We start from the raw sequence: 22,867 nt of genomic DNA, 5'->3' as shown, positions 1-22,867 counted from the left end.
CGCGATGGGGAGAGAATACGCCTGCCGTCTGATAACATAAATGATACAAATGACAATAGACTATTCTGTTTTTGTTAATAATCAGACGCCGGACATTCCGACGCCTGTCGATCGCATCAGGCAACAAAGTTGTCCTTCAGCGCCTTGAGACCATCCCGATAGATGCCGGTAAACAGCTCCTCGGCCTCTTCGTTCGTCACATTCACCGGGGTGAATTCACCGAACCATTCCACACGGGAAACCTGGCTGTCGGTGGTTTCATGAACGGTAATGGTGGAGAGGTAATCCACCACCGGGAACGGTGCCTGAATAATGGAATAGGTATAACTGCGTTGACGGTTATCAAACGCTTCCAGACGTTCAACCACAGTGCCACCGTCAGAGGTTGTCAGCGAACGAACGCGACCACCTTCTGTCACCACACTTTTCGGGATGAATGGCAGCCAGTCTGGCAGCGCATCAAAGCCGCCCATCAATTGCCATACGGCGTCGGCAGAAGCCGGGATTTCGATCGATACAGTTGTTTTAGCCATGATAATTTTCTCTTAATTTATAGGGTTACATAGTCAGGGTGTCGACGACGCCGCCATCGACGCGCAGGGCTGCCCCTGTGGTTGCCGAGGAAAGTGGTGACGCGAGATAAACCGCCAGATTCGCCACTTCTTCCACATCCGCCGCACGCTGGATGATGGAGCTCGGACGCGAGGTTTTAACAAACTCATCGGCCTGTTCACGCGCACTGCGTCCCGACTGTGCAGCGGCATCCGCCAGCATCTCTTTCAGGCCATCGGTAAAGGTTGGCCCTGGCAGAATGGCGTTGACGGTCACACCGGTCCCCGCCAGTCGTTTCGCCAGACCATGAGAGACCGCCAGATTCGCGGCTTTGGTGACGCCGTAGTTGATCATATCGCCAGGGATTGCCACGCCGGATTCAGACGAGACAAAGATAATCCGCCCCCAGCCCTGTTCCGTCATGCCTGGCGCATAGTGACGCGCCAGACGAACGCCGGAGAGGACGTTGACGTTATAGAAGTGCATCCACTCATCATCCGGCACGCTAAAGAAATCTTTATCGTTGAAAATCCCCAGATTATTGACCAGCACATCAGCCGTTGGGACTGCAGCGATCAGCGCAGCCACGCCGTCTTCGGTGCTGAGATCGGCCACCACGCCGCGCAGTGACGCTGTGGGAGTTTGTGCCGCAATCGCAGCCATGGCGTCATCAACGCCGCTCTGTTTACGGCCGACGACAACCACCGTTGCGCCTGCTTTTGCCAGTCCGGCGGCGATACCCTGCCCAATGCCGGAGGTTGAGCCGCTGACCACCGCGACTTTACCTGTCAGATCCAGTTTCATCGTTTTTTCACCAGGTTGATTAACGGGTCGGCAGCGGAGCGTTTTCCGCAACCAGATTTTGACGGCGCATTTCTGCCCAGAATTCAGCCGGAACAGGCGCATTCAGTGCAGCCAGATCTTCTGCCATACGGCCAGGACGGCTGGAGCCAGGAATAACCGCCGCAACGGCCGGGTTTGCCAGCGCGAACTGCAGCGCAGCTGCTTTAACGTTCACATTGAAACGTGTGGCAATGGCGTTAATTTGCGCCACTTTCTGCTGGATGGCCGCAGAGGCTTTCTGATATTCAAAGTGCTCGCCGCCTGCCAGTACGCCAGAGCTGTACGGACCACCGACAACGATATCCACATTCTGTTCCAGTGCTTCTGGCATCAGGCGTTGCAGCGCACGTTCGTGATCAAGCAGGGAATAACGCCCCGCCAGCAGGAACGCATCTGGCTTCGGTTCGTCCAGCGCCAGCGTCAGTTCGCAAGGTTCGACGCGGTTCACACCCAGTCCCCAGGCTTTAATCACACCTTCGTCACGCAAACGTGTCAGCGCACGAAACGCACCGGTACGGGCAATGTTGAACTGCTCCAGCCAGCTGTCACCGTAGAAGTCCTGCGCCGGGTCGTGGATCCAGACAATATCCAGACGGTCTGTTTTCAGGCGTTTCAGGCTGTCTTCAATCGAGCGCAGCGTGGCGTCAGCAGAGTAGTCATTCAGAATTTTGTTTTTCAGGCCGTGTTCGAACAGGCCACCTTTTTCCCCGAAATCACGTTTTGCTGGATCTTCCATTTCGTCCAGCATGATGCGGCCGACTTTGCTGCTCAGAACATATTCATCGCGTGGATACTGAGACAGCGCTTCACCCATGCGGATTTCAGAAAGGCCAGAGCCGTACAGCGGCGCGGTATCGAAGTAACGCACGCCCAGGTTCCAGGCTTCGCTCACGGTGGCGTGAGCCTCTTCTTCCGGGATGGCACGGAACATGTTGCCGAGCGGTGCGCCGCCTAAGCCAATTTTGCCGGGAAGTAAATTTTTGATGCTCATAAGATGTCCTCAATTATTCGGTTTGGGTTCGGACGTTTTTTTGCTATCGCCCTGTGACGTGGATCACATTACCTTGCGAGGTTGTGACTTGATAGGACATAATTCGTCTGACTTAAGTCCTTTGAGGTCTAACATGATTGATTTACGCCAACTGAAGTACTTCGTGGTGGTCGCAGAAGAAGAGCACGTGGGACGCGCAGCCGAGCGATTACATATCTCGCAATCACCGCTGAGCCGCCAGATTGCACAACTGGAAGAACGGCTGGGGCTGATGCTGTTTGAGCGTAATCAGCAGCGCATTCGCCTGACCGCTGATGGACAGACATTCCTTGCCGAAACACGTTCGTTGCTGACACACGCCAACCGTCTGGAGTCGTTAGGCAAACGCCTGGGGCGTGGTGAAGATGGTGGCTTGTGTATTGGCTATATTGAAAACGCCATGCATTCCGGGGTGCTTTCTACGGCGCTACGTACGTTACGTGTATCGCGTCCGAATGTGCATATCGCACTTTACAGCCAACCACCGGCCACCCAGATTGAAGGCCTGCGCCAGCGCAGTCTCGATTTTTCTCTGGTCGATACGCCGCCCGCCGACAGCGAGCAGGATCTGGAATATATTCAGGTTCTGGATGATCGAATGTTGTTGGCCTTACCGCAAAATCATCCTCTGGCGCAGGAGGAAAACCTTGTCGCGTCACAACTTGGCGATGAGCAGTGGATTGCGGTGATTCATAACGACGATGCGCATTCTCGCGATCATTTTGTCGCCGCTTGTGTTAACGCTGGGTTTAATCCTGATATTCGCCTGGAAGCGGGTGAACCACTCACAGCGTTAGGTCTGGTCGCTGCGGGATTAGGTCTGGCCTTAATTCAACATAGTCTGCGTCATAATGCGCCGGAAGGAGTGGTATTACGTGAATTGCCGTGGATGAATTATTCAACGCAATTATGGGCAGCATGGCATAAAGCCAACCAACGTCCGCTGGTTTCCCATTTCCGCCAGATTCTGCGCGGTGAATAAAACGTTAAGCGGGAACCATTAGTTCCCGCTTCCCAGCCTTGATGTTGATAACGGCGCCGAATTTTTATTATTTATTCACAGCCGCCAAATCCTGCGCACAAGCCCATGCGCTCGACCACGCCCACTGGAAGTTATAGCCCCCCAGCCAGCCGGTGACGTCCATCACTTCACCAATGAAGTACAGCCCCGGCACTTTGCGCGCTTCCATTGTCCGTGAAGAGAGTTCGTTGGTGTCCACACCGCCGAGCGTCACTTCGGCGGTACGATAGCCTTCGGTGCCGTTGGGCTGCACACGCCATTCGGTTAATGTGGTAATCAGCGCCTGTTGATCACGCACGTTGAGCTGTTTTAGCGAGACATCCGGGATTTGCCCCAGTTGTTGTAACCGTTCAACCAACCGTTTCGGCAGATGAACCGCCAGGGTGTTCTTCAGGCTCTGGTTTGGATGTGCGTTACGCTGCTCATTAAGGAAGGTTTCGAGATCCACATCCGGTAGCAGATTGATGCTGACAAATTCGCCCGGCTGCCAGTAGCTGGAAATCTGTAATACCGCAGGGCCGGATAAGCCACGATGAGTGAAGAGTAAGTTCTCGCGAAATACGGTGCCGTTTTCAGCGGTGATCACCGAAGGCACCGCCACGCCCGCCAGCACCTGTAACTCTTCCAGCAACGGTTTATGCAGGGTGAATGGCACCAGGCCAGCGCGGGTTGGCAACACATTGAGGCCAAATTGTTCGGCAATTTTATAACCGAACGGCGATGCGCCCAGACCAGGCATCGAGAGACCTCCGGTGGCAATGATCAGTTTATCGCAGCCGACGGTCATACCGTTCAGTTCAAGCGTAAACCCCGTTTCATCCTTCGCCACACTCAGCACTTCGCTGCGCAATCTGAAGGTCACATTACCCTTTTCACACTCATCCACCAGCATGTCGACAATCTGCTGTGCAGAGTCATCACAGAAGAGTTGTCCTAACGTTTTCTCGTGCCAGGCGATGCCGTGTTTATTGACCAGATCAATGAAATCCCACTGGGTAAAGCGGGCGAGAGCTGACTTACAAAAATGCGGATTCTGGCTCAGATAGGCACCAGGTTCGACATAAAGGTTGGTAAAGTTGCAGCGCCCACCGCCAGACATGAGGATTTTGCGCCCCGGTTTCTTACCATTATCAATCAGCAAAACTCTGCGTCCCGCCTGACCTGCCAGCGCAGAACAGAACATACCAGCCGCACCAGCGCCTATAATAATGGCATCAAACCTTTCCACGTTGCGCTCCTCTTAGAAAAAACGGGCGTGAATTGTAAAGATTCCTCAGTGGTCGCACCAGCATCAATATTACTTAGGGGAAGTATTTACCTGAATTATATAAGATAATTATTTTTTGAGTGAAAATCATACAGGAGGCAAATCAAAAAAATCTATATTTCACTTTGCCCGCGCCGCGAAAGTCACTGATAATGCGCCGCGTTCATGTCCTCAAAATGGCGTAACGTCCTATGCTACATTTGTTTGCTGGCCTGGATTTGCATACCGGGCTGTTATTATTGCTTGCACTGGCTTTTGTGCTGTTCTACGAAGCCATTAATGGTTTCCATGACACAGCCAACGCTGTGGCAACTGTCATCTATACCCGCGCGATGCGTTCTCAGCTCGCAGTGGTTATGGCGGCAGTGTTCAACTTCCTGGGTGTTTTGCTGGGTGGTCTTAGTGTTGCCTATGCCATTGTGCATATGCTACCGACAGACTTGCTGCTTAATATGGGATCGTCCCATGGTCTCGCCATGGTGTTCTCTATGTTGCTGGCGGCGATTATCTGGAACCTGGGTACCTGGTACTTTGGTTTGCCTGCATCCAGCTCCCATACGCTGATCGGCGCAATCATCGGTATTGGTTTAACCAATGCGTTGATGACCGGTACGTCAGTGGTGGATGCACTCAATATCCCGAAAGTATTAAGTATTTTCGCATCTCTGATCGTTTCCCCTATTGTCGGCCTGGTGTTTGCTGGCGGTCTGATTTTCTTGCTGCGTCGCTACTGGAGCGGCACTAAGAAACGCGCCCGTATCCACCTGACCCCAGCGGAGCGTGAAAAGAAAGACGGTAAGAAAAAGCCGCCGTTCTGGACGCGTATCGCGCTGATCCTTTCCGCTGTCGGCGTGGCGTTTTCTCACGGTGCGAACGATGGTCAGAAAGGCATTGGTCTGGTTATGCTGGTGCTGATTGGCGTCGCACCAGCGGGCTTCGTGGTTAATATGAATGCCTCAGGCTACGAAATCACTCGTACCCGTGATGCAATCAACAACGTGGAAGCTTATTTTGAGCAACACCCTGCACTGCTGAAACAGGCGACCGGTGCTGATCAGTTAGTACCGACTCCGGAAGCAGGCGCAACACAACCTGCGGAGTTCCATTGCCATCCGTCGAATACCATTAACGCGCTCAATCGCCTGAAAGGCATGTTGACTGCTGACGTAGAAAGCTACGACAAGCTGTCGCTTGACCAACGTAGCCAGATGCGCCGCATTATGCTGTGCGTTTCTGACACCATCGACAAAGTGGTGAAAATGCCTGGCGTCACAGCAGATGATCAGCGTCTATTGAAGAAACTGAAGTCCGATATGCTGAGTACCATCGAGTACGCTCCGGTGTGGATCATCATGGCGGTCGCGCTGGCGTTAGGTATCGGTACGATGATTGGCTGGCGTCGCGTGGCAACGACTATCGGTGAGAAAATCGGTAAGAAAGGCATGACCTACGCTCAGGGGATGTCTGCCCAGATGACGGCTGCGGTGTCTATCGGCCTGGCGAGTTATACCGGGATGCCGGTTTCCACCACTCACGTACTCTCCTCTTCCGTAGCGGGGACGATGGTTGTTGATGGTGGCGGCTTACAGCGTAAAACAGTAACCAGCATTCTGATGGCGTGGGTGTTTACTCTCCCGGCTGCGATATTGCTCTCCGGCGGGCTGTACTGGATCTCCTTGCAGTTCCTGTAATCGCACGCACCAAAACGAGCGGGTCAGTTTTCTGACCCGCTTTTTTTATGCGTTATTGCTGTGGTACTTAATGCCAGATCATCAATGCAATCAGGCTTACCACGACCAGACCACACAATGCGCTGGTCAGAATAAACTGCCGACGCACACGCTCGCAGCGACGAATAAATTCATCATCGTGATGATCGCGATACCTCTGAGCATAGATATACCAAACGAGACGCACCTGTTTGTTAGGTTGGCCATGTGAGGTAAAAAAGCCCCCTCCATCTACATATTGATAGAGCAATGGATCGCAATTACGCAGTACCACTAACAACGCGCGTAGTGATGAGAAATAGCGCGCCATGTTAACAATGCAAACGACACATAAAGCCCAAAATAATGCGACGGTGCTTATCATACCTCCTCCCCGGCGACCGGCCCACGGAGTTCCACTCCGGGGCTACCGCTCCCGATACGCTGCCAATCAGTTAACACCAGGTCCTGGAGAAACCGCTTTTGTCGTGACACACATCCGAGCGGCTCTATAGATAGTGTAGGAGATCAGCTTGTTTTTTTTCCATAAGGTTAACCACTATCAATATATTCATCTCGAAAATTTGATTATCTGATTGGTAAGCAAGGCGGATTGACGGATCATCCGGGTCGCTATAAGGTAAGGATGGTCTTAACACTGAATCTTTACGGCTGGGTTAGCCCCGCGCACGTAGTTCGCAGGACGCGGGTGACGTAACGGCACAAGAAACGCTAGCTGGCCAGTCATCGACAACTTTATGGAAGGAGTAACACTATGGCTTATAAACACATTCTCATCGCGGTCGATCTCTCCCCGGAAAGCAAAGTTCTGGTAGAGAAAGCAGTCTCTATGGCTCGCCCCTACAATGCGAAGGTTTCTCTGATCCACGTAGATGTAAACTACTCTGACCTATACACCGGGCTTATTGATGTGAATCTGGGTGATATGCAGAAACGCATCTCCGAAGAGACTCATCACGCGCTGACCGAGCTCTCCACCAACGCAGGTTACCCAATCACTGAAACCCTGAGCGGCAGCGGCGATCTGGGTCAGGTTCTGGTGGATGCAATCAAGAAATACGATATGGATCTGGTTGTTTGTGGTCATCACCAGGACTTCTGGAGCAAACTGATGTCTTCCGCGCGTCAACTGATCAACACCGTTCACGTTGATATGCTGATTGTTCCGCTGCGCGACGAAGAAGAATAATCATCCCCTCCCGACTTGCTCCCGACGCCCGCTTATGCGGGCGTTCTGCTTTTGCGCACTCCTGGCCTGCAGGCTCATAGATACATAGAGCTATCCAAATTTTCAGCACCTCAAAAATCAGAATCTAAAACCACCTTACTTCAAACAACCAGCATGATTAGCTGGTTGTTTTCTGTAGAAATAGTGCATATAACTATTTACCACATCAATATTAAAAATCTTAGACATCTGTAAAATCTTTCGCGCGCAATCACTTACGCGTTCATACTTTTCAGGATGGTATTGGAAGGTTAATAAATATGAATACAACAACACCCACCGGGATGCTGCAACAACCTCGCCCATTTTTCATGATCTTTTTTGTCGAATTATGGGAGCGATTCGGCTACTACGGCGTGCAAGGCGTGCTGGCAGTTTTCTTCGTTAAACAGCTCGGATTCTCACAAGAGCAGGCCTTTGTCACCTTTGGCGCTTTTGCTGCGCTAGTCTATGGACTTATCTCCATTGGTGGCTATGTCGGCGACCACCTACTTGGGACTAAACGCACCATTGTTCTTGGGGCTATTGTGCTGGCGATTGGTTACTTCATGACCGGAATGTCGCTACTTAAGCCTGATCTGATTTTCATCGCCCTGGGCACTATTGCCGTCGGCAACGGCTTGTTTAAAGCCAACCCGGCAAGCCTGCTTTCTAAATGCTATCCACCGAAAGACCCGCGTCTGGATGGTGCTTTCACTCTGTTTTACATGTCGATCAATATTGGTTCATTGGTGGCGCTGTCGCTGGCACCAGTGATTGCCGATAGATTTGGTTATTCCGTTACCTATAACCTGTGCGGGGTAGGTTTGATTGTCGCGCTACTGGTCTACATCGCCTGTCGCGGGATGGTGCAAAATATTGGTTCAGATCCAGACTTCCGACCACTGAACTTCGGCAAACTGTTGTACGTGTTGATTGGCAGCGTAGTGATGATCTTCGTCTGTGCATGGCTGATGCACAACGTAGAAGTCGCCAATCTGGTACTGATCGTCCTCTCCATCGTTGTCACCATTATCTTCTTCCGCCAGGCATTCAAGCTGGATAAAACCGGGCGCAATAAAATGTTCGTCGCCTTTGTGCTGATGCTCGAAGCGGTGGTGTTTTACATCCTCTACGCCCAGATGCCAACGTCGCTGAACTTCTTTGCCATCAACAACGTGCATCATGAAATTCTCGGTTTTTCCATCAACCCGGTCAGCTTCCAGGCGCTTAACCCGTTCTGGGTGGTACTCGCCAGCCCAATACTGGCGGGCATTTACACTCATCTGGGTAACAAAGGCAAAGACCTCTCGATGCCGATGAAATTTACTCTCGGCATGTTTATGTGCTCGCTGGGTTTTCTGACTGCCGCCGCTGCGGGGATGTGGTTTGCTGATGCGCAGGGGCTGACATCACCGTGGTTTATCGTGCTGGTTTACTTGTTCCAGAGCCTGGGTGAACTGTTTATTAGCGCCCTGGGGCTGGCAATGGTTGCTGCTCTGGTGCCGCAGCATTTGATGGGTTTTATTCTGGGGATGTGGTTTCTGACGCAGGCTGCCGCGTTCTTGCTCGGCGGCTATGTGGCAACATTTACCGCAGTGCCAGACAATATTACCGATCCGCTTGAGACGTTACCTGTCTACACCAACGTGTTTGGTAAGATTGGTCTGGTCACGCTGGGCGTTGCAGTAGTGATGTTGATGATGGTGCCCTGGCTGAAACGAATGATTGAGACACCGGAAAGCCATTAATTATTTTTGCAGAAAAACGGGTAGCTATAACGCTACCCGTTTTACTTTTACTCCGGCGTACCCGCATAAATATCAAAGCGATGCCCTTTGGTAACAACCGCGTTCGGTGTGGCGACATTCGCCAGCGGCGGCGCATAGTCCGGGCGCTTCACCACCACGCGTTTGGTCGCCAGCAACCGCGCAGGCTCCAGCAACCCATCGGCATCGAGATCCGGCCCCACCAGCGACTGAAACACACGCATCTCTTTTTTCACCAGCGCGCTTTTCTGCTTATGTGGGAACATCGGGTCAAGATAGACCACCTGCGGGCGCGGAGTAATATCGGTCAGCGCCGTCAGGCTGGAGGCGTGAATTAACTGCAAACGCTCCTGCAACCAGCCGCCGATTTCCGCATCGGCATAGCCACGCGCCAGGCCATCGTCGAGCAATGCGGCAACCACTGGATTACGTTCCAGCATCCGCACGCGACAGCCGACCGAAGCCAGCACAAAGGCATCGCGCCCCAGCCCTGCGGTGGCGTCGACGACATCCGGCAGATAATCGCCTTTAATGCCCACCGCTTTTGCTACCGCCTCACCGCGACCACCGCCGAATTTGCGTCGGTGCGCCATTGCCCCGCCGACAAAATCAACGAAAATGCCGCCAAGTTTCGGCTCATCACGCTTACGCAGTTCCAGATGCTCCGGCGTTAATACCAGCGCCATCAGGTTGTCTTCATCATGTTCCAGCCCCCAGCGGGTCGCCAGAACAGATAAGGCGCCGTCTCCGGCGCCCGATTCATCAATTAAACAGATTTTCACTGAATGATCAGCCCTTAATGCCGTAATGCTCCAGCATCGCATCCAGTTGCGGTTCGCGACCACGGAAGCGTTTGAACAGTTCCATAGGCTCTTCTGAACCGCCACGGCTCAGAATGTTGTCGAGGAACGACTGTCCAGTATCACGGTTGAAGATCCCCTCTTCCTCAAAGCGCGAAAAGGCATCCGCCGCCAGCACATCGGCCCACAGGTAGCTGTAGTAACCTGCGGCATAACCACCGGCAAAGATATGGCTAAATGCATGTGGGAAACGACCCCATGACGGAGACGGCACCACGGCAACCAGTTTTTTGATTTCTGCCAGGGTTTCGAGGATTTTCGCTCCCTGATCCGGGCGGAACTCTGCATGGAGGCGGAAATCGAACAGACCGAACTCTAATTGGCGCAGAATAAACAGCGCCGCCTGGTAGTTCTTCGCCGCCAGCATTTTATCCAGCAGCTCTTTCGGCAGTGGTTCGCCGGTTTCATAATGACCGGAGATAAACGCCAGCGCCTCCGGCTCCCAGCACCAGTTTTCCATAAACTGGCTCGGCAGTTCGACCGCATCCCACGGCACCCCGCTGATCCCGGAAACACCGGCAGTTTCGATGCGGGTCAGCATATGGTGCAGGCCGTGACCGAACTCGTGGAACAGGGTGATCACTTCGTCATGGGTAAACAGTGCCGGTTTACCGTTCACCGGGCGGTTGAAGTTACAGGTCAGATACGCGACCGGTTTTTGCAGCGAGCCGTCGGCTTTGCGCATCTGGCCTACGCAGTCATCCATCCACGCCCCGCCGCGCTTGTTCTCACGGGCATACAGGTCGAGGTAGAAGCTGCCGCGCAGTTCGTTGTTCTCATCATACAGTTCGAAGAAACGTACATCCGGGTGCCAGACATCAACATCTTTACGCTCTTTCGCGGTGATGCCGTAAATACGTTTCACCACTTCAAACAGGCCGTTAACCGCTTTGTTTTCCGGGAAGTACGGACGCAGTTGTTCGTCACTGATGCTGTAGAGGTGCTGTTTCTGTTTTTCGCTGTAGTATGCGATATCCCACGGCTGCAACTCATCGACGCCAAATTCGGCTTTGGCGAAGGCGCGCAGTTGCGCCAGCTCTTTTTCACCTTGCGGACGCGCACGTTTTGCCAGGTCGGTTAAGAAATCAAGCACCTGCTGCGGGTTTTCTGCCATTTTAGTGGCGAGCGATTTGAAGGCGTAGTTTTCAAAGCCCAGCAGTTGCGCCAGTTCGTGACGCAGGGTGAGGATCTCTTCCATCACCTTGCTGTTGTCCCACTTACCGGCGTTCGGGCCTTGATCGGAGGCGCGGGTGCTGTAAGCGCGATACATCTCTTCACGCAAAGCCTGATTGTCGCAGTAGGTCATTACCGGCAAGTAGCTTGGGATATCCAGCGTCAGCAGGTAGCCTTCCAGTTCTTTCGCTTCAGCCTGGGCTTTTGCCGCAGCCAGCGCGCTTTCTGGCATCCCCGCCAGTTCCGCTTCGTCGGTAACGAGTTTGGTCCAGCCCATCGTCGCATCGAGGACGTTGTTGCTGTACTGGTTGCCCAGCTCAGAAAGACGGGTGGCAATCTCACCGTAGCGTTGCTGTTTCTCTTTCGGCAGGCCGATGCCAGAGAGTTCAAAATCACGCAGCGCGTTATCAACCGCTTTCTTCTGCGCCGTGTTCAGCGTGGCGTAATGATCGCCATCGCGCAGATCGCGGTACGCTTTGTACAGCCCTTCGTGTTGCCCTACCCAGGTGCTGTATTCCGACAGCAGCGGCAGCGTTTGTTCGTACGCTTCACGCAGTTCCGGGCTATTTTTCACCGAGTTCAGGTGGCTGACCGGGGAGAAAATACGTCCCAGCACATCGTCCACTTCCGCAAGCGGCTGGCAGAGATTTTCCCAGGTGTACGGTGCCCCCTGCGCTACCACGCGCTCCACATTTTCGCGGCAGTCGTTCAGCGCCTTAGTGACAGCAGGAACGACATGTTCCGGGAGAATTTTAGAAAACGGCGGCAATTCAAAGGGAGTCAGTAACGGATTCGTCATAGGTACAGTCCTGGTTAAATAGAGGGAACGAAACGCTCACAGGCGCTTTCGCCGGAGGCGACGCAGACGTCTTATCCGACCTACGTTAATAGGCCGATGCCATCCGACGCGTAATGGGTAATAGCATGGGGTTAAGTGTAGTGAATTTCAATGAGAAACGTTACGCTTTCGCGGCGACGTCCTCTTTTCGGTATACTGTCCTGATATGCTTTTGTGCGCCCCGAATACGGGCCGATTTTTACTTACCGGAACACCTTTACCCATGCTCAGTTATCGCCACAGCTTTCACGCTGGCAACCACGCCGACGTCCTTAAACATACCGTTCAGAGCCTGATCATCGAGTCGCTGAAAGAGAAAGATAAACCGTTTCTCTATCTCGATACCCACGCGGGTGCCGGGCGTTATCAGTTAAGCAGCGAACACGCCGAGCGTACTGGCGAATATCTCGAAGGCATCGCCCGTATCTGGCAGCAGGACGATTTGCCCGCAGAACTGGAGCCGTACATCAATGTGGTAAAACACTTCAACCGTAGCGGACAGTTGCGTTACTACCCCGGTTCGCCGTTGATTGCCCGTCAGTTACTGCGTGAACAAGACAGCCTGCAACTGACCGAGCTACACCCGAGCGATTACCCGTTGCTGCGTTCTGAATTTCAGAAAGACAGCCGTGCGCGCGTAGAAAAAGCCGACGGTTTCCTGCAACTGAAAGCAAAACTGCCGCCAGTTTCCCGCCGTGGTTTGATACTTATCGACCCACCGTATGAAATGAAAACCGACTATCAGGCGGTGGTCAGCGGGATAGCAGAAGGCTACAAACGTTTCGCTACCGGCACCTACGCGCTGTGGTATCCGGTGGTGCTGCGCCAGCAGATCAAGCGCATGATCCACGACCTGGAAGCGACCGGCATTCGCAAAATTCTGCAAATTGAACTGGCGGTGCTGCCGGACAGCGACCGCCGTGGTATGACCGCTTCCGGCATGATTGTGATTAATCCACCGTGGAAGCTGGAGCAGCAAATGAACAACGTGCTGCCGTGGCTGCACAGCAAACTGGTTCCGGCAGGCACCGGGCACGCCACCGTAAGCTGGATCGTGCCAGAGTAATTGCAACCATCGCTGGCACCTATTACGTCTCGCGCTACAATCGCGGTAATCAACGATAAGGACAATATGTCATGACTAAACACTATGATTACATCGCCATCGGCGGCGGCAGCGGCGGTATCGCCTCCATCAACCGCGCGGCTATGTACGGTCAGAAATGCGCGCTGATTGAAGCCAAAGAACTGGGCGGCACCTGCGTGAATGTTGGCTGCGTGCCGAAAAAAGTGATGTGGCACGCGGCGCAAATCCGCGAAGCGATCCACATGTACGGCCCGGATTATGGCTTTGATACCACCATCAATAAGTTCAACTGGGAAACGTTGATCGCCAGCCGTACCGCCTATATCGACCGTATTCATACTTCCTATGAAAACGTACTCGGTAAAAATAACGTCGATGTAATCAAGGGCTTTGCTCGCTTCGTTGATGCCAGAACGCTGGAAGTTAACGGTGAAACCATTACGGCCGATCATATTCTGATCGCCACCGGTGGTCGTCCAAGCCACCCAGATATTCCGGGCGTGGAATATGGCATTGATTCCGATGGTTTCTTTGCCCTACCCGCTTTGCCAGAGCGCGTGGCAGTGGTTGGTGCGGGTTACATCGCCGTTGAACTGGCTGGCGTTATTAACGGCCTCGGCGCGAAGACGCATCTGTTTGTGCGTAAACACGCGCCGCTGCGCAGCTTTGACCCGATGATCACTGAAACACTGGTCGAAGTGATGAACGCTGAAGGCCCGCAGCTGCACACCAATGCAATCCCGAAAGCGGTGGTGAAAAATGCCGATGGCAGCCTGACGCTGGAGCTGGAAGATGGTCGCAGTGAAACGGTGGATTGCCTGATTTGGGCGATTGGACGTGAACCTGCCAATGACAACATCAACCTCGAAGCCGCTGGCGTTAAAACCAACGAAAAAGGCTATATCGTCGTCGATAAATATCAAAATACTAACGTTGAAGGTATTTACGCGGTGGGCGATAACACAGGTGCAGTGGAACTGACGCCGGTCGCGGTGGCGGCGGGTCGCCGTCTCTCTGAACGGCTGTTTAACAACAAGCCGGATGAGCATCTGGATTACAGCAACATTCCGACCGTGGTCTTCAGCCATCCGCCGATTGGTACTGTTGGTTTAACGGAACCGCAGGCGCGCGAGCAGTACGGCGATGATCAGGTGAAAGTGTATAAATCGTCTTTCACCGCGATGTATACCGCCGTCACCACTCACCGCCAGCCGTGCCGCATGAAGCTGGTGTGCGTTGGACCGGAAGAGAAAATTGTCGGTATTCACGGCATTGGTTTTGGCATGGACGAAATGTTGCAGGGCTTCGCGGTGGCGCTGAAGATGGGCGCAACCAAAAAAGACTTCGACAACACGGTTGCCATTCACCCGACGGCGGCAGAAGAGTTCGTGACCATGCGTTAAATGTTAAAGGGCAAAGAGTGGTGTGCTCTTTGCCCTTAGCTACGTTTCCGCTATCAGTTCAGAAGCTGAAGCAGAAAGCGGATCAGTTCCAGTAGCGCAATTAACGCCCCAAGAACGATGATTGCTTTATCAATCACCCGTTTTCTCCATGCGATGGAGTGAGAATGCATCCGCTTACTCATCCACTGCCTGTCACGGTGCATGCCCCATTGTTAGATGTGGGCATTCTCACTCCGGCCAGAGCATCAGTTAACGGCACCACCCGTACTTCTGACCAGGACTTTGAAAGCGTTTATGCGCATTACCAGAGTGAAAATGCCTCAGAACTAACTGGATAATCATACAGTACATGCAGGTTATAAAACCAGCATGTCCTTGCAATAGTTTCAGTATGGTATTAGCATTGATGCGTTAGATGATGGCATTCTCACTCCAGCCAGAGCCACCAACTCTGGGCTGCAAAGTAAAAAACCGACGCGAAGTCGGTTTTTTTACGTCCGGATTCGGACAAGGCTTGGTACGGCAGCGACCCGATGAAAGTATATAAATCCTCTTTCACCAACATGTATAGCAAACTGTCCCTTCGCCAGCTGAAGAAATCGCTAACGCTTGCAATGTTAGCCACTGGCTAATAGTATTGAACCGTTAGATGTGGGCATTCTCACTCCAGCCAGAGCCACCAACTCAGGGCTGGAAAGTAAAAAACCGACGCAAAGTCGGTTTTTTTACGCCCTGATTCAGACCGCCTTTCAAATGAATACCCAACTCAAAATTCACACCCATTACCTTCCTTTGCACCTACTCATCCGTTAAACCATATATGTTTTTGACTTATCCGTTTTGAAGAGAGACACTGCCTGCAACAATCAGGAGCGCAATATGTCATTTCTTTTACCCATCCAACTCTTCAAAATTCTTGCCGATGAGACCCGCCTGGGCATCGTATTACTGCTCAGTGAGATGGGTGAGTTATGCGTGTGTGATCTCTGTACGGCCCTGAATCAGTCGCAGCCCAAGATCTCACGCCACCTGGCATTGCTGCGGGAAAGCGGTTTATTGCTGGATCGCAAGCAAGGTAAGTGGGTTCATTACCGCTTATCGCCGCATATTCCTTCCTGGGCTGCAAAAATTATTGAGCAGACCTGGCGATGTGAACAGGAAAAGGTTCAGGCGATTGTCCGTAACCTGGTCCGACAAAATTGTTCCGCAGACAATAAGAACATTTGCAGTTAAAAATTCTATCTAAACACATATGAATTTTCGCATGTGTTATATCCGGGAGGCATTATGTTACTGGCAGGCGCTATCTTTGTCCTGACCATCGTATTGGTTATCTGGCAACCGAAAGGTTTAGGCATCGGCTGGAGTGCAACGCTGGGCGCAATACTGGCGTTAGTTACAGGTGTGGTTCATCCTGGCGATATTCCTGTAGTGTGGAATATCGTCTGGAATGCAACTGCCGCATTTATTGCCGTTATTATCATCAGTCTGCTGCTGGATGAGTCCGGCTTTTTCGAATGGGCGGCGCTGCACGTTTCACGCTGGGGCAATGGTCGTGGTCGCCTGCTGTTTACCTGGATTGTCCTGCTCGGTGCCGCCGTTGCAGCTCTGTTTGCCAATGATGGCGCGGCGCTTATTTTAACGCCGATTGTCATCGCCATGCTGCTGGCATTAGGTTTCAGTAAAGGCACTACGCTGGCGTTTGTGATGGCGGCCGGATTCATTGCCGATACCGCCAGCCTGCCGCTTATCGTCTCGAACCTGGTGAATATCGTTTCGGCAGATTTCTTTGGTCTTGGCTTTCGCGAATATGCTTCGGTAATGGTGCCGGTGGATATCGCCGCGATACTGGCCACGCTGGTGATGTTGCATCTCTATTTCCGCAAAGATATTCCGCAGAACTACGATATGGCGCTGCTAAAATCTCCCGCAGAAGCGATTAAAGATCCTGCTACGTTCAAAACTGGCTGGGTTGTTTTACTGCTTCTGTTGGTGGGATTTTTCGTCCTGGAACCGCTCGGCATTCCGGTAAGCGCCATTGCGGCAGTGGGCGCACTGATATTATTTGTCGTCGCTAAACGCGGTCATGCGATTAATACGGGTAAAGTCCTGCGCGGTGCACCCTGGCAGATTGTCATCTTCTCGCTCGGTATGTATCTGGTGGTTTATGGCCTGCGCAATGCGGGACTGACAGATTACCTTTCTGGCGTACTCAACGTACTGGCAGATAACGGTCTGTGGGCGGCGACGCTGGGCAGCGGATTCCTCACCGCCTTCCTCTCTTCGATCATGAACAATATGCCTACGGTACTGGTTGGTGCGTTGTCTATTGATAGCAGCACGGCGTCTGGTGTGATCAAAGAAGCGATGGTTTACGCCAACGTTATTGGCTGCGATCTGGGGCCGAAAATTACACCTATTGGTAGCCTGGCAACGCTGCTCTGGCTGCACGTACTTTCGCAGAAGAATATGACGATTACCTGGGGATATTACTTCCGCACAGGAATTATCATGACCCTGCCGGTACTGTTTGTAACGCTGGTGGCGCTGGCGCTACGCCTCTCTTTCACTTTGTAATGAGATACTGATATGAGCAACATTACCATTTATCACAACCCGGCCTGCGGCACGTCGCGTAACACGCTGGAGATGATCCGCAACAGCGGTACAGAACCGACCATTATCCACTATCTGGAAACCCCGCCGACTCGTGATGAGCTGGTAAAACTCATTGCTGATATGGGGATTTCTGTTCGCGCTCTGCTGCGTAAAAACGTTGAACCGTATGAGGAACTGGGTCTGGCAGAAGATAAATTTACTGACGATCGGTTAATCGACTTTATGTTGCAACACCCGATTCTGATTAACCGTCCAATCGTGGTAACGCGGCTGGGAACCCGTCTTTGCCGTCCTTCGGAAGTGGTGCTGGAGATCCTGCCAGATGCGCAAAAAGGCGCGTTCAGCAAGGAAGATGGCGAGAAAGTGGTTGATGATTCGGGTAAACGATTAAAATAAACAAAGGGGGGCTGTGCCCCCAATCTCTGACGAACGCGTATCATTTCTTACCGGATGCATGATCGTGCAATTTCAGTAAATTGCGCTTCCTGCCCTCGCGGATAAATAGTTTCCATTTTAATAAATGGTTATCCCCATAATGCTAATAATTAGTACTCCATGTAACATGAGAGAAAAAATAAACTCATTATAATAATTAAATAAAGAACTAATATTACAAGGAGGCGGATAATAACTTCATATGTCAATGCTATCCGGGACTAATGTTCAAGGATATAAATATCAGACAGGTTTACGTTACTATCGGGCATATCGCCTAAGAATCGGATGAAAACTATAAAGAAATATCTATTATGGTTTTAACATTTGTTGATAAGGATAGTAACATGAACAAGACAAAAGGTGCACTCATCTTCAGCCTTTCATTTTTTCTTGCCGCATGTAGTTCGATTCCGCAAAATATCAAAGGCAATAACCAACCTGATATTCAAAAAAGTTTTGTTGCTGTTCATAACCAACCAAATTTGTATGTTGGTCAACAGGCACGCTTTGGCGGTAAGGTTATCAACGTTATTAACGGCAAAACAGATACGTTGTTAGAAATCGCCGTATTACCGCTGGATAGCTATGCCAAACCTGAAATTGAAGCCAACTATCAGGGTCGCCTGCTCGCCAGACAAAATGGCTTCCTTGACCCAGTGAACTACCGCAATCACTTTGTTACCGTTCTCGGCACAATTCAGGGCGAACAACCTGGATTTATCAATAAAGTCCCGTATAACTTCGTTGACGTGAATGTACAAGGTATTCAGGTGTGGCATTTGAGAGAAGTGGTCAACACCACCTACAACCTGTGGGATTACGGCTACGGCGCATTCTGGCCTGAACCAGGCTGGGGCGCACCTTACTACACTAATGCGGTTAGCCAGGTAACACCAGAACTGGTGAAATGATTTAGTTTAAAGATGCAGATATTTTTCAAATATCTGCATCTTTAGTATGAATATTTATATATAACTATAATTATAATATCCTCTCTATTTATTACCTTTGGCACCTGATTATAAAGTTAATGTCCGCAACAGGAGTCGGTTATGTTTCTTATAATTACCAGGGATACAATGTTTTTCACCGCCATGAAAAATATTTTAAGTAAGGGTAATGTCGTTCATATACAGAACGAAGAAGAGATCGACTTAACATTGCATCAGAATGCCTTAGTGATTATTGACACGTTAATGAATAATGTCTTTCATTCTTCAATACTCAACAAAATTGAACATCTGAAGCCTGTTCATGTCATTGTTTTCTCACCGTTTAATATTAAACGTTGTCTGGGAAAAGTCCCGGTAACCTTTGTCCAGAGAAATATTACGATTATTGACTTTGTCGCGCTGCTTAATGGCAGTTACTGTTCTGTGCCAGAAGCGGATGTGTCACTCTCATGCAAACAACATCAGGTTCTGACCTGCATTGCTAATCAAATGACGACGGAAGATATTCTGGGGAAATTAAAAATTTCGCTGAAAACATTCTATTGCCATAAACACAATATTATGATGATTCTTAACCTTAAGCGGATCAACGAACTGGTACGTCATCAACATATTGATTATCTGGTCTGAACTCGCCAGCTGATATTTATAAAGAGGCCCGGCGACCGCCAGACCTCCGCACAATTACGCTTTACGCAGTAACACCTTCCTGCGTCAATGCCGCAATCTGTTTACGCCATTGCGCTTGCTCCTGTTCGCCTTCTGTACGTTGACCATAGAGCTGCGCAATCTGCGTACCATCATGGGCAAACAATTCCAGACTGGTTACGTAGCCATCGCTGGTCGGTTTACGGGTAACCCAGGCTTCAGCAATGCTCTCTTCTAATAGATGAAGAGTAAACGTCGGGTTGAAAATATTCAGCCAACCTTTCATTGGCACCACTTTTTCTACCACACCGGTGAAAATCTGTACGCAGCCACGGTTGCCAACAAACACCATGATTTCATTGCCATCCTGCTGTGCAGATTCAACAATTTGCGCCAACGCACTGTTGGATACTTTGCAGGCCAAATCGTCCGCCACCAGATTGAACGCTTGTTGGCGCGTCAGGTTGTGGCGCTTGAGCAACGTAAAAAACTGATGAACGTCGGTCATCGCCCGCCACTCTTGCTCGACCACACTGGCATCTACGTCGGTTTGTGCGGCAGTCGCATCAGCGGCTTTTAACTCAAGCTGCGTATTCTCTTCGACGATAAAACGCCCCAGAAGCTCGCTCCATGCCGCCATGTCAGTATTGTCGGTGGCATAAACTTTCAGTAACGCATCGCCCTGATGATCAAAGAACTGAATACTCTGGCGTTCGCCGCGAGCCGTGGTTTCTTTTATATGGAAAACACTGTCCCACTGATTGAGAAACAGTCGCAAATCCAGCGCGCGCGGGTTGAGTATTAATCCGGCATGACCGTTCAAATGCTGGTTCGTGAAAGCACCAATCTGCTCATGAACAGCATATTCGTTCCGGCAAATGCATTTGGTTTCGCCAACGCTTTCCAGTGCCGCCAGAATTTCACGAATATTGCCACGCATCCGCCACGCATCGTGCGTGACGCGGGCAAATGCCAGCTCTGCTTCGCTAATATTCATTAAACCTGCGATGTCACGCGCGTACTTTCCGGGATTTTGTTCTTTTAACTCAAGCCAGCGTGTGTAGTGGTTCATTGTCTCTCTTCCTTCCAGATAAACGCCCCGAAATATCGGGGCAGATGATTACCATTGATAACTCACGAAAATTTTTCCGTTACGACCATCCTGCGGGATACCCTGCGGCGACCAGTACTCTTTATCGAAGGCGTTGCCCAGTACAAGAGTGGTGGTCATGCCTTTGAGCGCCTGCTGTCCTTGATAACTAACGTAGAAATCATTCACGCCGTAGCCCGGTTGTTTACTGTAACTGCTGCTGACATGTGTTGAGCGATCGGCAAACGTACCGACCCAACCGACAGAGAAGCCGCTGTGGGCAATGGGAATATTCAGGGTGCTGGTAACAGTATCCGGATTAATGCTGGAGATATATTCACCGGTGTCGGTGTCTTTGCCACGGGTACGGTTATAGGCCACATCAAGGCTAAACAGATCAGTGGTATATTTCGTCATCACATCCCAACCCCAGATTTTGGCGTTCGGGACGTTATACGACATGGTCGTCGCCGCTGCGAAATCGACGGTAGTGGAGATGTAGTCCTTCGCTTTGGTATCAAAGTAGCTGGCTTTAAATTCCAGGGCATCATTGGACAACATCAGGTCATCAAAACGCAGCCCAAAGCCGTACTCCTGAGTTTCGTTGGTTTCCGGACGCAAATTCGGGTTCGGCACCCAATAGTTGGTATAGAAACGACCAATCGAGAAGTGCTTAGAATCGTTATACATTTCGCCCATCGTCGGGGCGCGGAATGCCTGTGCATACGAACCAAATAACATCAGCCAGTTGGTCGGGTTGATAGTCATCCCTGCACGAGACGACCATTTGTCGGCATCCACATCTTTGTAGCCGTCGCTGCTACCGCGATAGCTGTCATAGCGGGTTCCGCCAAGCAAGGTAATCGGCAGATCGCGTAAGGTTATCTCATCTTGCAGCCAGCCAGAGCTGAAATCGATTTTCGCTTGCGGGAAGCCCGTCGTCGCACCGCCAGGATGTTGTTCCTGACGATAATACTCACCGCCATATGTCAGCAGATGAGAGGCAAAACTGTCGGCAAACAGAGTGGAACGGTTCTCCAGTTTGGCACCTTTTGTTGTCTGTTCACGATACTCGCCGGAACTCCCCGTGTTCTGCGCATTAATACGGACTTCCGACCAGTAAACTTTTGCATCGGCATTTAACCAGTCGTTGCCCAACGGGGCGAGTTTATAAGCAAGCTGCGCATCACGTTGAATCGTTGAGCGATCAACCATCGGGTTGCTGCTATCAGAAGCCTCAACGGTCTGCGGATTTTTTGGTTCACGCGCGTCGTTATTGTAATAACGCACTAACCCGCTCAGAGACTGGGCAGAATCAATTTGCCAGGTTCCTTTCGCCAGCATGTTGTTGATAGCCTCGTCATTCGGCGCGGTTTCACCATTGCTCTGGCGTAAATCACCACGATCGCGACTGGACCAGGCCACAATACCATCCAGATTTTCAGTTCGCCCAAAAGCACTGGCGCCCAGCCCCAGGCTATGGTCTCCCGTGCCGCCAGTGCCAAAGACACGAAAACCACTGCTTTGTCCTTCCTGCAATAAATCTTTTGCATCGACCGTATCGTAGGAGATAACCCCTCCCAGCGCGCCACTGCCATACAGTAATGCCGAAGGCCCACGGACAATCTCAACACGTTTGATCAGCGCCGGATCGAGAAAAGTACCATTCAGGTGTCCGGTATCAGTTCCCTGACGAACACCATCGACAAGAACCAGCACGCCGCGATGATCATAGCCACGCATATTCACATCCTGACCATTTGTGCGTCCCGTACCATCAAGAGTAATCCCAGGAACATGGCGCAGCAGATCGGTGGCTGAAGTGGCCGTTTGGTTTTCAGGGGCGGAAGTGTCGATAACGCTGACCATCATTGGCGCTTCGAAGGAACTGCGGGCATTCCCCGTTGCAGTAACAGTCATGGTTTCAGTAGCAAAAGCAATCGTCGGCAAGCTGGCGGAAACAGCCAAAGCCAACAAACTCAAGCGCAACGAGGTAAATTGCGGACGTGACATAGCGATTCTCCATGAGGAAAATAAAAAATGCTGGCTGCCTGGGTAAAAACCGGGGTGGCTGGCGAAAATAAATTTATTTACGATTCAAAGCGATAGTATTAGCCAGGTGAGTTAATTGGCGTTTATATCTCGTGAAATTACCTGGTATTTCTGACAGTTGCGCAAATACACGCCCTCTTTATCAGGCCTGGTGATACACCACGTCTGGAGTGAAGAGTGCAGTGCGTTATCCCTTACAAAAGTTATAGTTTCATTATCCATATGATCATGTGTTGTTAAATACCAACTTGATAATGAGAATTATTATCGATCAATTTTTTATGATC

The 22,867-nt window shown here is 51.2% G+C and carries 21 protein-coding genes; 11 read left to right on the top strand and 10 right to left on the bottom strand.

Going from position 1 to position 22,867, the window contains the following annotated elements; all coding sequences use genetic code 11:
* Positions 1-116: 116 nt before the first annotated feature.
* From WES_RS19630 to WES_RS19640, 3 genes are read right to left on the bottom strand one after another with little or no spacing between them, the layout of a single operon-like run.
* A complete protein-coding gene (locus tag WES_RS19630) occupies positions 117-533 on the bottom strand; it encodes an SRPBCC family protein (RefSeq protein ID WP_016158893.1) in 417 nt (138 codons plus the stop codon).
* 25 nt (positions 534-558) lie between these two features.
* Complete coding sequence (locus WES_RS19635; RefSeq protein ID WP_000762716.1) at positions 559-1,356, bottom strand: SDR family NAD(P)-dependent oxidoreductase; 798 nt, start codon at positions 1,354-1,356, stop codon at positions 559-561.
* 19 nt (positions 1,357-1,375) lie between these two features.
* Positions 1,376-2,386, bottom strand: coding sequence for an aldo/keto reductase (locus WES_RS19640; protein WP_000023622.1), 1,011 nt, complete (start codon positions 2,384-2,386; stop codon positions 1,376-1,378).
* Between the two features lie 133 nt (positions 2,387-2,519).
* Between WES_RS19640 and WES_RS19645 the strand changes: the two genes are divergently transcribed.
* The gene (locus WES_RS19645; RefSeq protein ID WP_000566329.1) at positions 2,520-3,407 is read left to right on the top strand and encodes a LysR substrate-binding domain-containing protein; all 888 of its coding nucleotides are present in this window, start codon (positions 2,520-2,522) and stop codon (positions 3,405-3,407) included.
* A 67-nt stretch (positions 3,408-3,474) separates the two neighbouring features.
* On the opposite strand, the gene WES_RS19650 is transcribed toward WES_RS19645, so the two are convergent.
* Positions 3,475-4,674 (bottom strand): BaiN/RdsA family NAD(P)/FAD-dependent oxidoreductase, encoded by a 1,200-nt coding sequence (locus WES_RS19650; protein ID WP_016158892.1) that lies wholly within the window; start codon positions 4,672-4,674, stop codon positions 3,475-3,477.
* Between the two features lie 230 nt (positions 4,675-4,904).
* On the opposite strand from WES_RS19650, the gene pitA reads away from it, so the two are divergent.
* A complete protein-coding gene (pitA, locus tag WES_RS19655) occupies positions 4,905-6,404 on the top strand; it encodes an inorganic phosphate transporter PitA (protein WP_000902771.1) in 1,500 nt (499 codons plus the stop codon).
* A 67-nt stretch (positions 6,405-6,471) separates the two neighbouring features.
* On the opposite strand, the gene uspB is transcribed toward pitA, so the two are convergent.
* Positions 6,472-6,807: a universal stress protein UspB gene (gene uspB / locus WES_RS19660; RefSeq protein WP_000626187.1), complete on the bottom strand. Its 336-nt coding sequence runs from the start codon at positions 6,805-6,807 to the stop codon at positions 6,472-6,474.
* Positions 6,808-7,197: 390 nt separating this feature from the next.
* On the opposite strand from uspB, the gene uspA reads away from it, so the two are divergent.
* Together uspA and dtpB are read left to right on the top strand one after the other, a co-directional pair.
* Positions 7,198-7,632: a universal stress protein UspA gene (gene uspA / locus WES_RS19665; RefSeq protein WP_000323571.1), complete on the top strand. Its 435-nt coding sequence runs from the start codon at positions 7,198-7,200 to the stop codon at positions 7,630-7,632.
* Positions 7,633-7,931: 299 nt separating this feature from the next.
* A complete protein-coding gene (dtpB, locus tag WES_RS19670; protein ID WP_016158891.1) occupies positions 7,932-9,401 on the top strand; it encodes a dipeptide/tripeptide permease DtpB in 1,470 nt (489 codons plus the stop codon).
* A 47-nt stretch (positions 9,402-9,448) separates the two neighbouring features.
* Here the strand turns inward: dtpB and rsmJ are convergent, their stop codons facing one another.
* Together rsmJ and prlC are read right to left on the bottom strand one after the other, a co-directional pair.
* Positions 9,449-10,201, bottom strand: a complete 753-nt coding sequence (gene rsmJ, locus WES_RS19675) for a 16S rRNA (guanine(1516)-N(2))-methyltransferase RsmJ (protein ID WP_000686600.1) — start codon at positions 10,199-10,201, stop codon at positions 9,449-9,451.
* A 7-nt stretch (positions 10,202-10,208) separates the two neighbouring features.
* Positions 10,209-12,251 carry an oligopeptidase A gene (gene prlC, locus WES_RS19680; RefSeq protein ID WP_016158890.1) on the bottom strand — a complete coding sequence of 681 codons (2,043 nt, stop codon included), beginning with the start codon at positions 12,249-12,251 and terminating at the stop codon, positions 10,209-10,211.
* 262 nt (positions 12,252-12,513) lie between these two features.
* Between prlC and rlmJ the strand changes: the two genes are divergently transcribed.
* Positions 12,514-13,356, top strand: coding sequence for a 23S rRNA (adenine(2030)-N(6))-methyltransferase (gene rlmJ / locus WES_RS19685; RefSeq protein ID WP_010349921.1), 843 nt, complete (start codon positions 12,514-12,516; stop codon positions 13,354-13,356).
* A gap of 71 nt (positions 13,357-13,427) precedes the next feature.
* A complete protein-coding gene (gorA, locus tag WES_RS19690) occupies positions 13,428-14,780 on the top strand; it encodes a glutathione-disulfide reductase (protein WP_016158889.1) in 1,353 nt (450 codons plus the stop codon).
* A 53-nt stretch (positions 14,781-14,833) separates the two neighbouring features.
* Here gorA and dinQ read toward each other — a convergent pair whose 3' ends face one another.
* Positions 14,834-14,917 carry a damage-inducible type I toxin DinQ gene (dinQ, locus tag WES_RS0120825; protein WP_001295215.1) on the bottom strand — a complete coding sequence of 28 codons (84 nt, stop codon included), beginning with the start codon at positions 14,915-14,917 and terminating at the stop codon, positions 14,834-14,836.
* 742 nt (positions 14,918-15,659) lie between these two features.
* Here dinQ and arsR point away from each other — a divergent pair.
* From arsR to WES_RS19720, 5 genes are all read left to right on the top strand, one after another.
* Entirely contained in the window at positions 15,660-16,013 is a 354-nt protein-coding gene (gene arsR / locus WES_RS19700; protein WP_016158886.1) for an As(III)-sensing metalloregulatory transcriptional repressor ArsR, read from the top strand.
* 54 nt (positions 16,014-16,067) lie between these two features.
* Positions 16,068-17,357: an arsenite/antimonite:H(+) antiporter ArsB gene (gene arsB, locus WES_RS19705; protein WP_016158885.1), complete on the top strand. Its 1,290-nt coding sequence runs from the start codon at positions 16,068-16,070 to the stop codon at positions 17,355-17,357.
* Between the two features lie 12 nt (positions 17,358-17,369).
* Positions 17,370-17,795 carry a glutaredoxin-dependent arsenate reductase gene (arsC, locus tag WES_RS19710; RefSeq protein WP_000065770.1) on the top strand — a complete coding sequence of 142 codons (426 nt, stop codon included), beginning with the start codon at positions 17,370-17,372 and terminating at the stop codon, positions 17,793-17,795.
* A 386-nt stretch (positions 17,796-18,181) separates the two neighbouring features.
* On the top strand, positions 18,182-18,748 hold the full coding sequence (gene slp / locus WES_RS19715) for an outer membrane lipoprotein Slp (protein WP_001044202.1): 567 nt from the start codon (positions 18,182-18,184) through the stop codon (positions 18,746-18,748).
* Positions 18,749-18,889: 141 nt separating this feature from the next.
* Entirely contained in the window at positions 18,890-19,420 is a 531-nt protein-coding gene (locus WES_RS19720) for a helix-turn-helix domain-containing protein (protein ID WP_000478613.1), read from the top strand.
* Between the two features lie 61 nt (positions 19,421-19,481).
* On the opposite strand, the gene chuS is transcribed toward WES_RS19720, so the two are convergent.
* Both chuS and chuA read right to left on the bottom strand, forming a co-directional pair.
* Positions 19,482-20,510, bottom strand: a complete 1,029-nt coding sequence (gene chuS, locus WES_RS19725) for a hematinate-forming heme oxygenase ChuS (protein ID WP_016158884.1) — start codon at positions 20,508-20,510, stop codon at positions 19,482-19,484.
* A gap of 48 nt (positions 20,511-20,558) precedes the next feature.
* On the bottom strand, positions 20,559-22,448 hold the full coding sequence (gene chuA, locus WES_RS19730) for a TonB-dependent heme/hemoglobin receptor ChuA/ShuA (RefSeq protein WP_309245441.1): 1,890 nt from the start codon (positions 22,446-22,448) through the stop codon (positions 20,559-20,561).
* Positions 22,449-22,867 lie beyond the last annotated feature (419 nt).

It is taken from the genome of Escherichia sp. KTE31 (assembly GCF_000407925.1).
GTDB classification, from domain to species: domain Bacteria; phylum Pseudomonadota; class Gammaproteobacteria; order Enterobacterales; family Enterobacteriaceae; genus Escherichia; species Escherichia ruysiae.
Note: the sequence above shows the minus strand (reverse complement) of the source record. Positions and strands in the feature narration are given on the sequence as shown.

What these genes read in the sequence shown, in the direction of transcription:
- slp (WP_001044202.1), top strand. Translation starts at nt 18,182, where the DNA reads ATGAACAAGACAAAAGGTGCACTCATCTTCAGCCTTTCATTTTTTCTT.
- arsB (WP_016158885.1), top strand. Translation starts at nt 16,068, where the DNA reads ATGTTACTGGCAGGCGCTATCTTTGTCCTGACCATCGTATTGGTTATC.
- pitA (WP_000902771.1), top strand. Translation starts at nt 4,905, where the DNA reads ATGCTACATTTGTTTGCTGGCCTGGATTTGCATACCGGGCTGTTATTA.
- chuA (WP_309245441.1), bottom strand. Translation starts at nt 22,448, where the DNA reads ATGACTGTTACTGCAACGGGGAATGCCCGCAGTTCCTTCGAAGCGCCA.
- rlmJ (WP_010349921.1), top strand. Translation starts at nt 12,514, where the DNA reads ATGCTCAGTTATCGCCACAGCTTTCACGCTGGCAACCACGCCGACGTC.
- gorA (WP_016158889.1), top strand. Translation starts at nt 13,428, where the DNA reads ATGACTAAACACTATGATTACATCGCCATCGGCGGCGGCAGCGGCGGT.
- WES_RS19635 (WP_000762716.1), bottom strand. Translation starts at nt 1,356, where the DNA reads ATGAAACTGGATCTGACAGGTAAAGTCGCGGTGGTCAGCGGCTCAACC.
- uspA (WP_000323571.1), top strand. Translation starts at nt 7,198, where the DNA reads ATGGCTTATAAACACATTCTCATCGCGGTCGATCTCTCCCCGGAAAGC.
- WES_RS19630 (WP_016158893.1), bottom strand. Translation starts at nt 533, where the DNA reads ATGGCTAAAACAACTGTATCGATCGAAATCCCGGCTTCTGCCGACGCC.
- arsR (WP_016158886.1), top strand. Translation starts at nt 15,660, where the DNA reads ATGTCATTTCTTTTACCCATCCAACTCTTCAAAATTCTTGCCGATGAG.
- prlC (WP_016158890.1), bottom strand. Translation starts at nt 12,251, where the DNA reads ATGACGAATCCGTTACTGACTCCCTTTGAATTGCCGCCGTTTTCTAAA.
- chuS (WP_016158884.1), bottom strand. Translation starts at nt 20,510, where the DNA reads ATGAACCACTACACACGCTGGCTTGAGTTAAAAGAACAAAATCCCGGA.
- WES_RS19720 (WP_000478613.1), top strand. Translation starts at nt 18,890, where the DNA reads ATGTTTCTTATAATTACCAGGGATACAATGTTTTTCACCGCCATGAAA.
- WES_RS19645 (WP_000566329.1), top strand. Translation starts at nt 2,520, where the DNA reads ATGATTGATTTACGCCAACTGAAGTACTTCGTGGTGGTCGCAGAAGAA.
- WES_RS19640 (WP_000023622.1), bottom strand. Translation starts at nt 2,386, where the DNA reads ATGAGCATCAAAAATTTACTTCCCGGCAAAATTGGCTTAGGCGGCGCA.
- uspB (WP_000626187.1), bottom strand. Translation starts at nt 6,807, where the DNA reads ATGATAAGCACCGTCGCATTATTTTGGGCTTTATGTGTCGTTTGCATT.
- dtpB (WP_016158891.1), top strand. Translation starts at nt 7,932, where the DNA reads ATGAATACAACAACACCCACCGGGATGCTGCAACAACCTCGCCCATTT.
- arsC (WP_000065770.1), top strand. Translation starts at nt 17,370, where the DNA reads ATGAGCAACATTACCATTTATCACAACCCGGCCTGCGGCACGTCGCGT.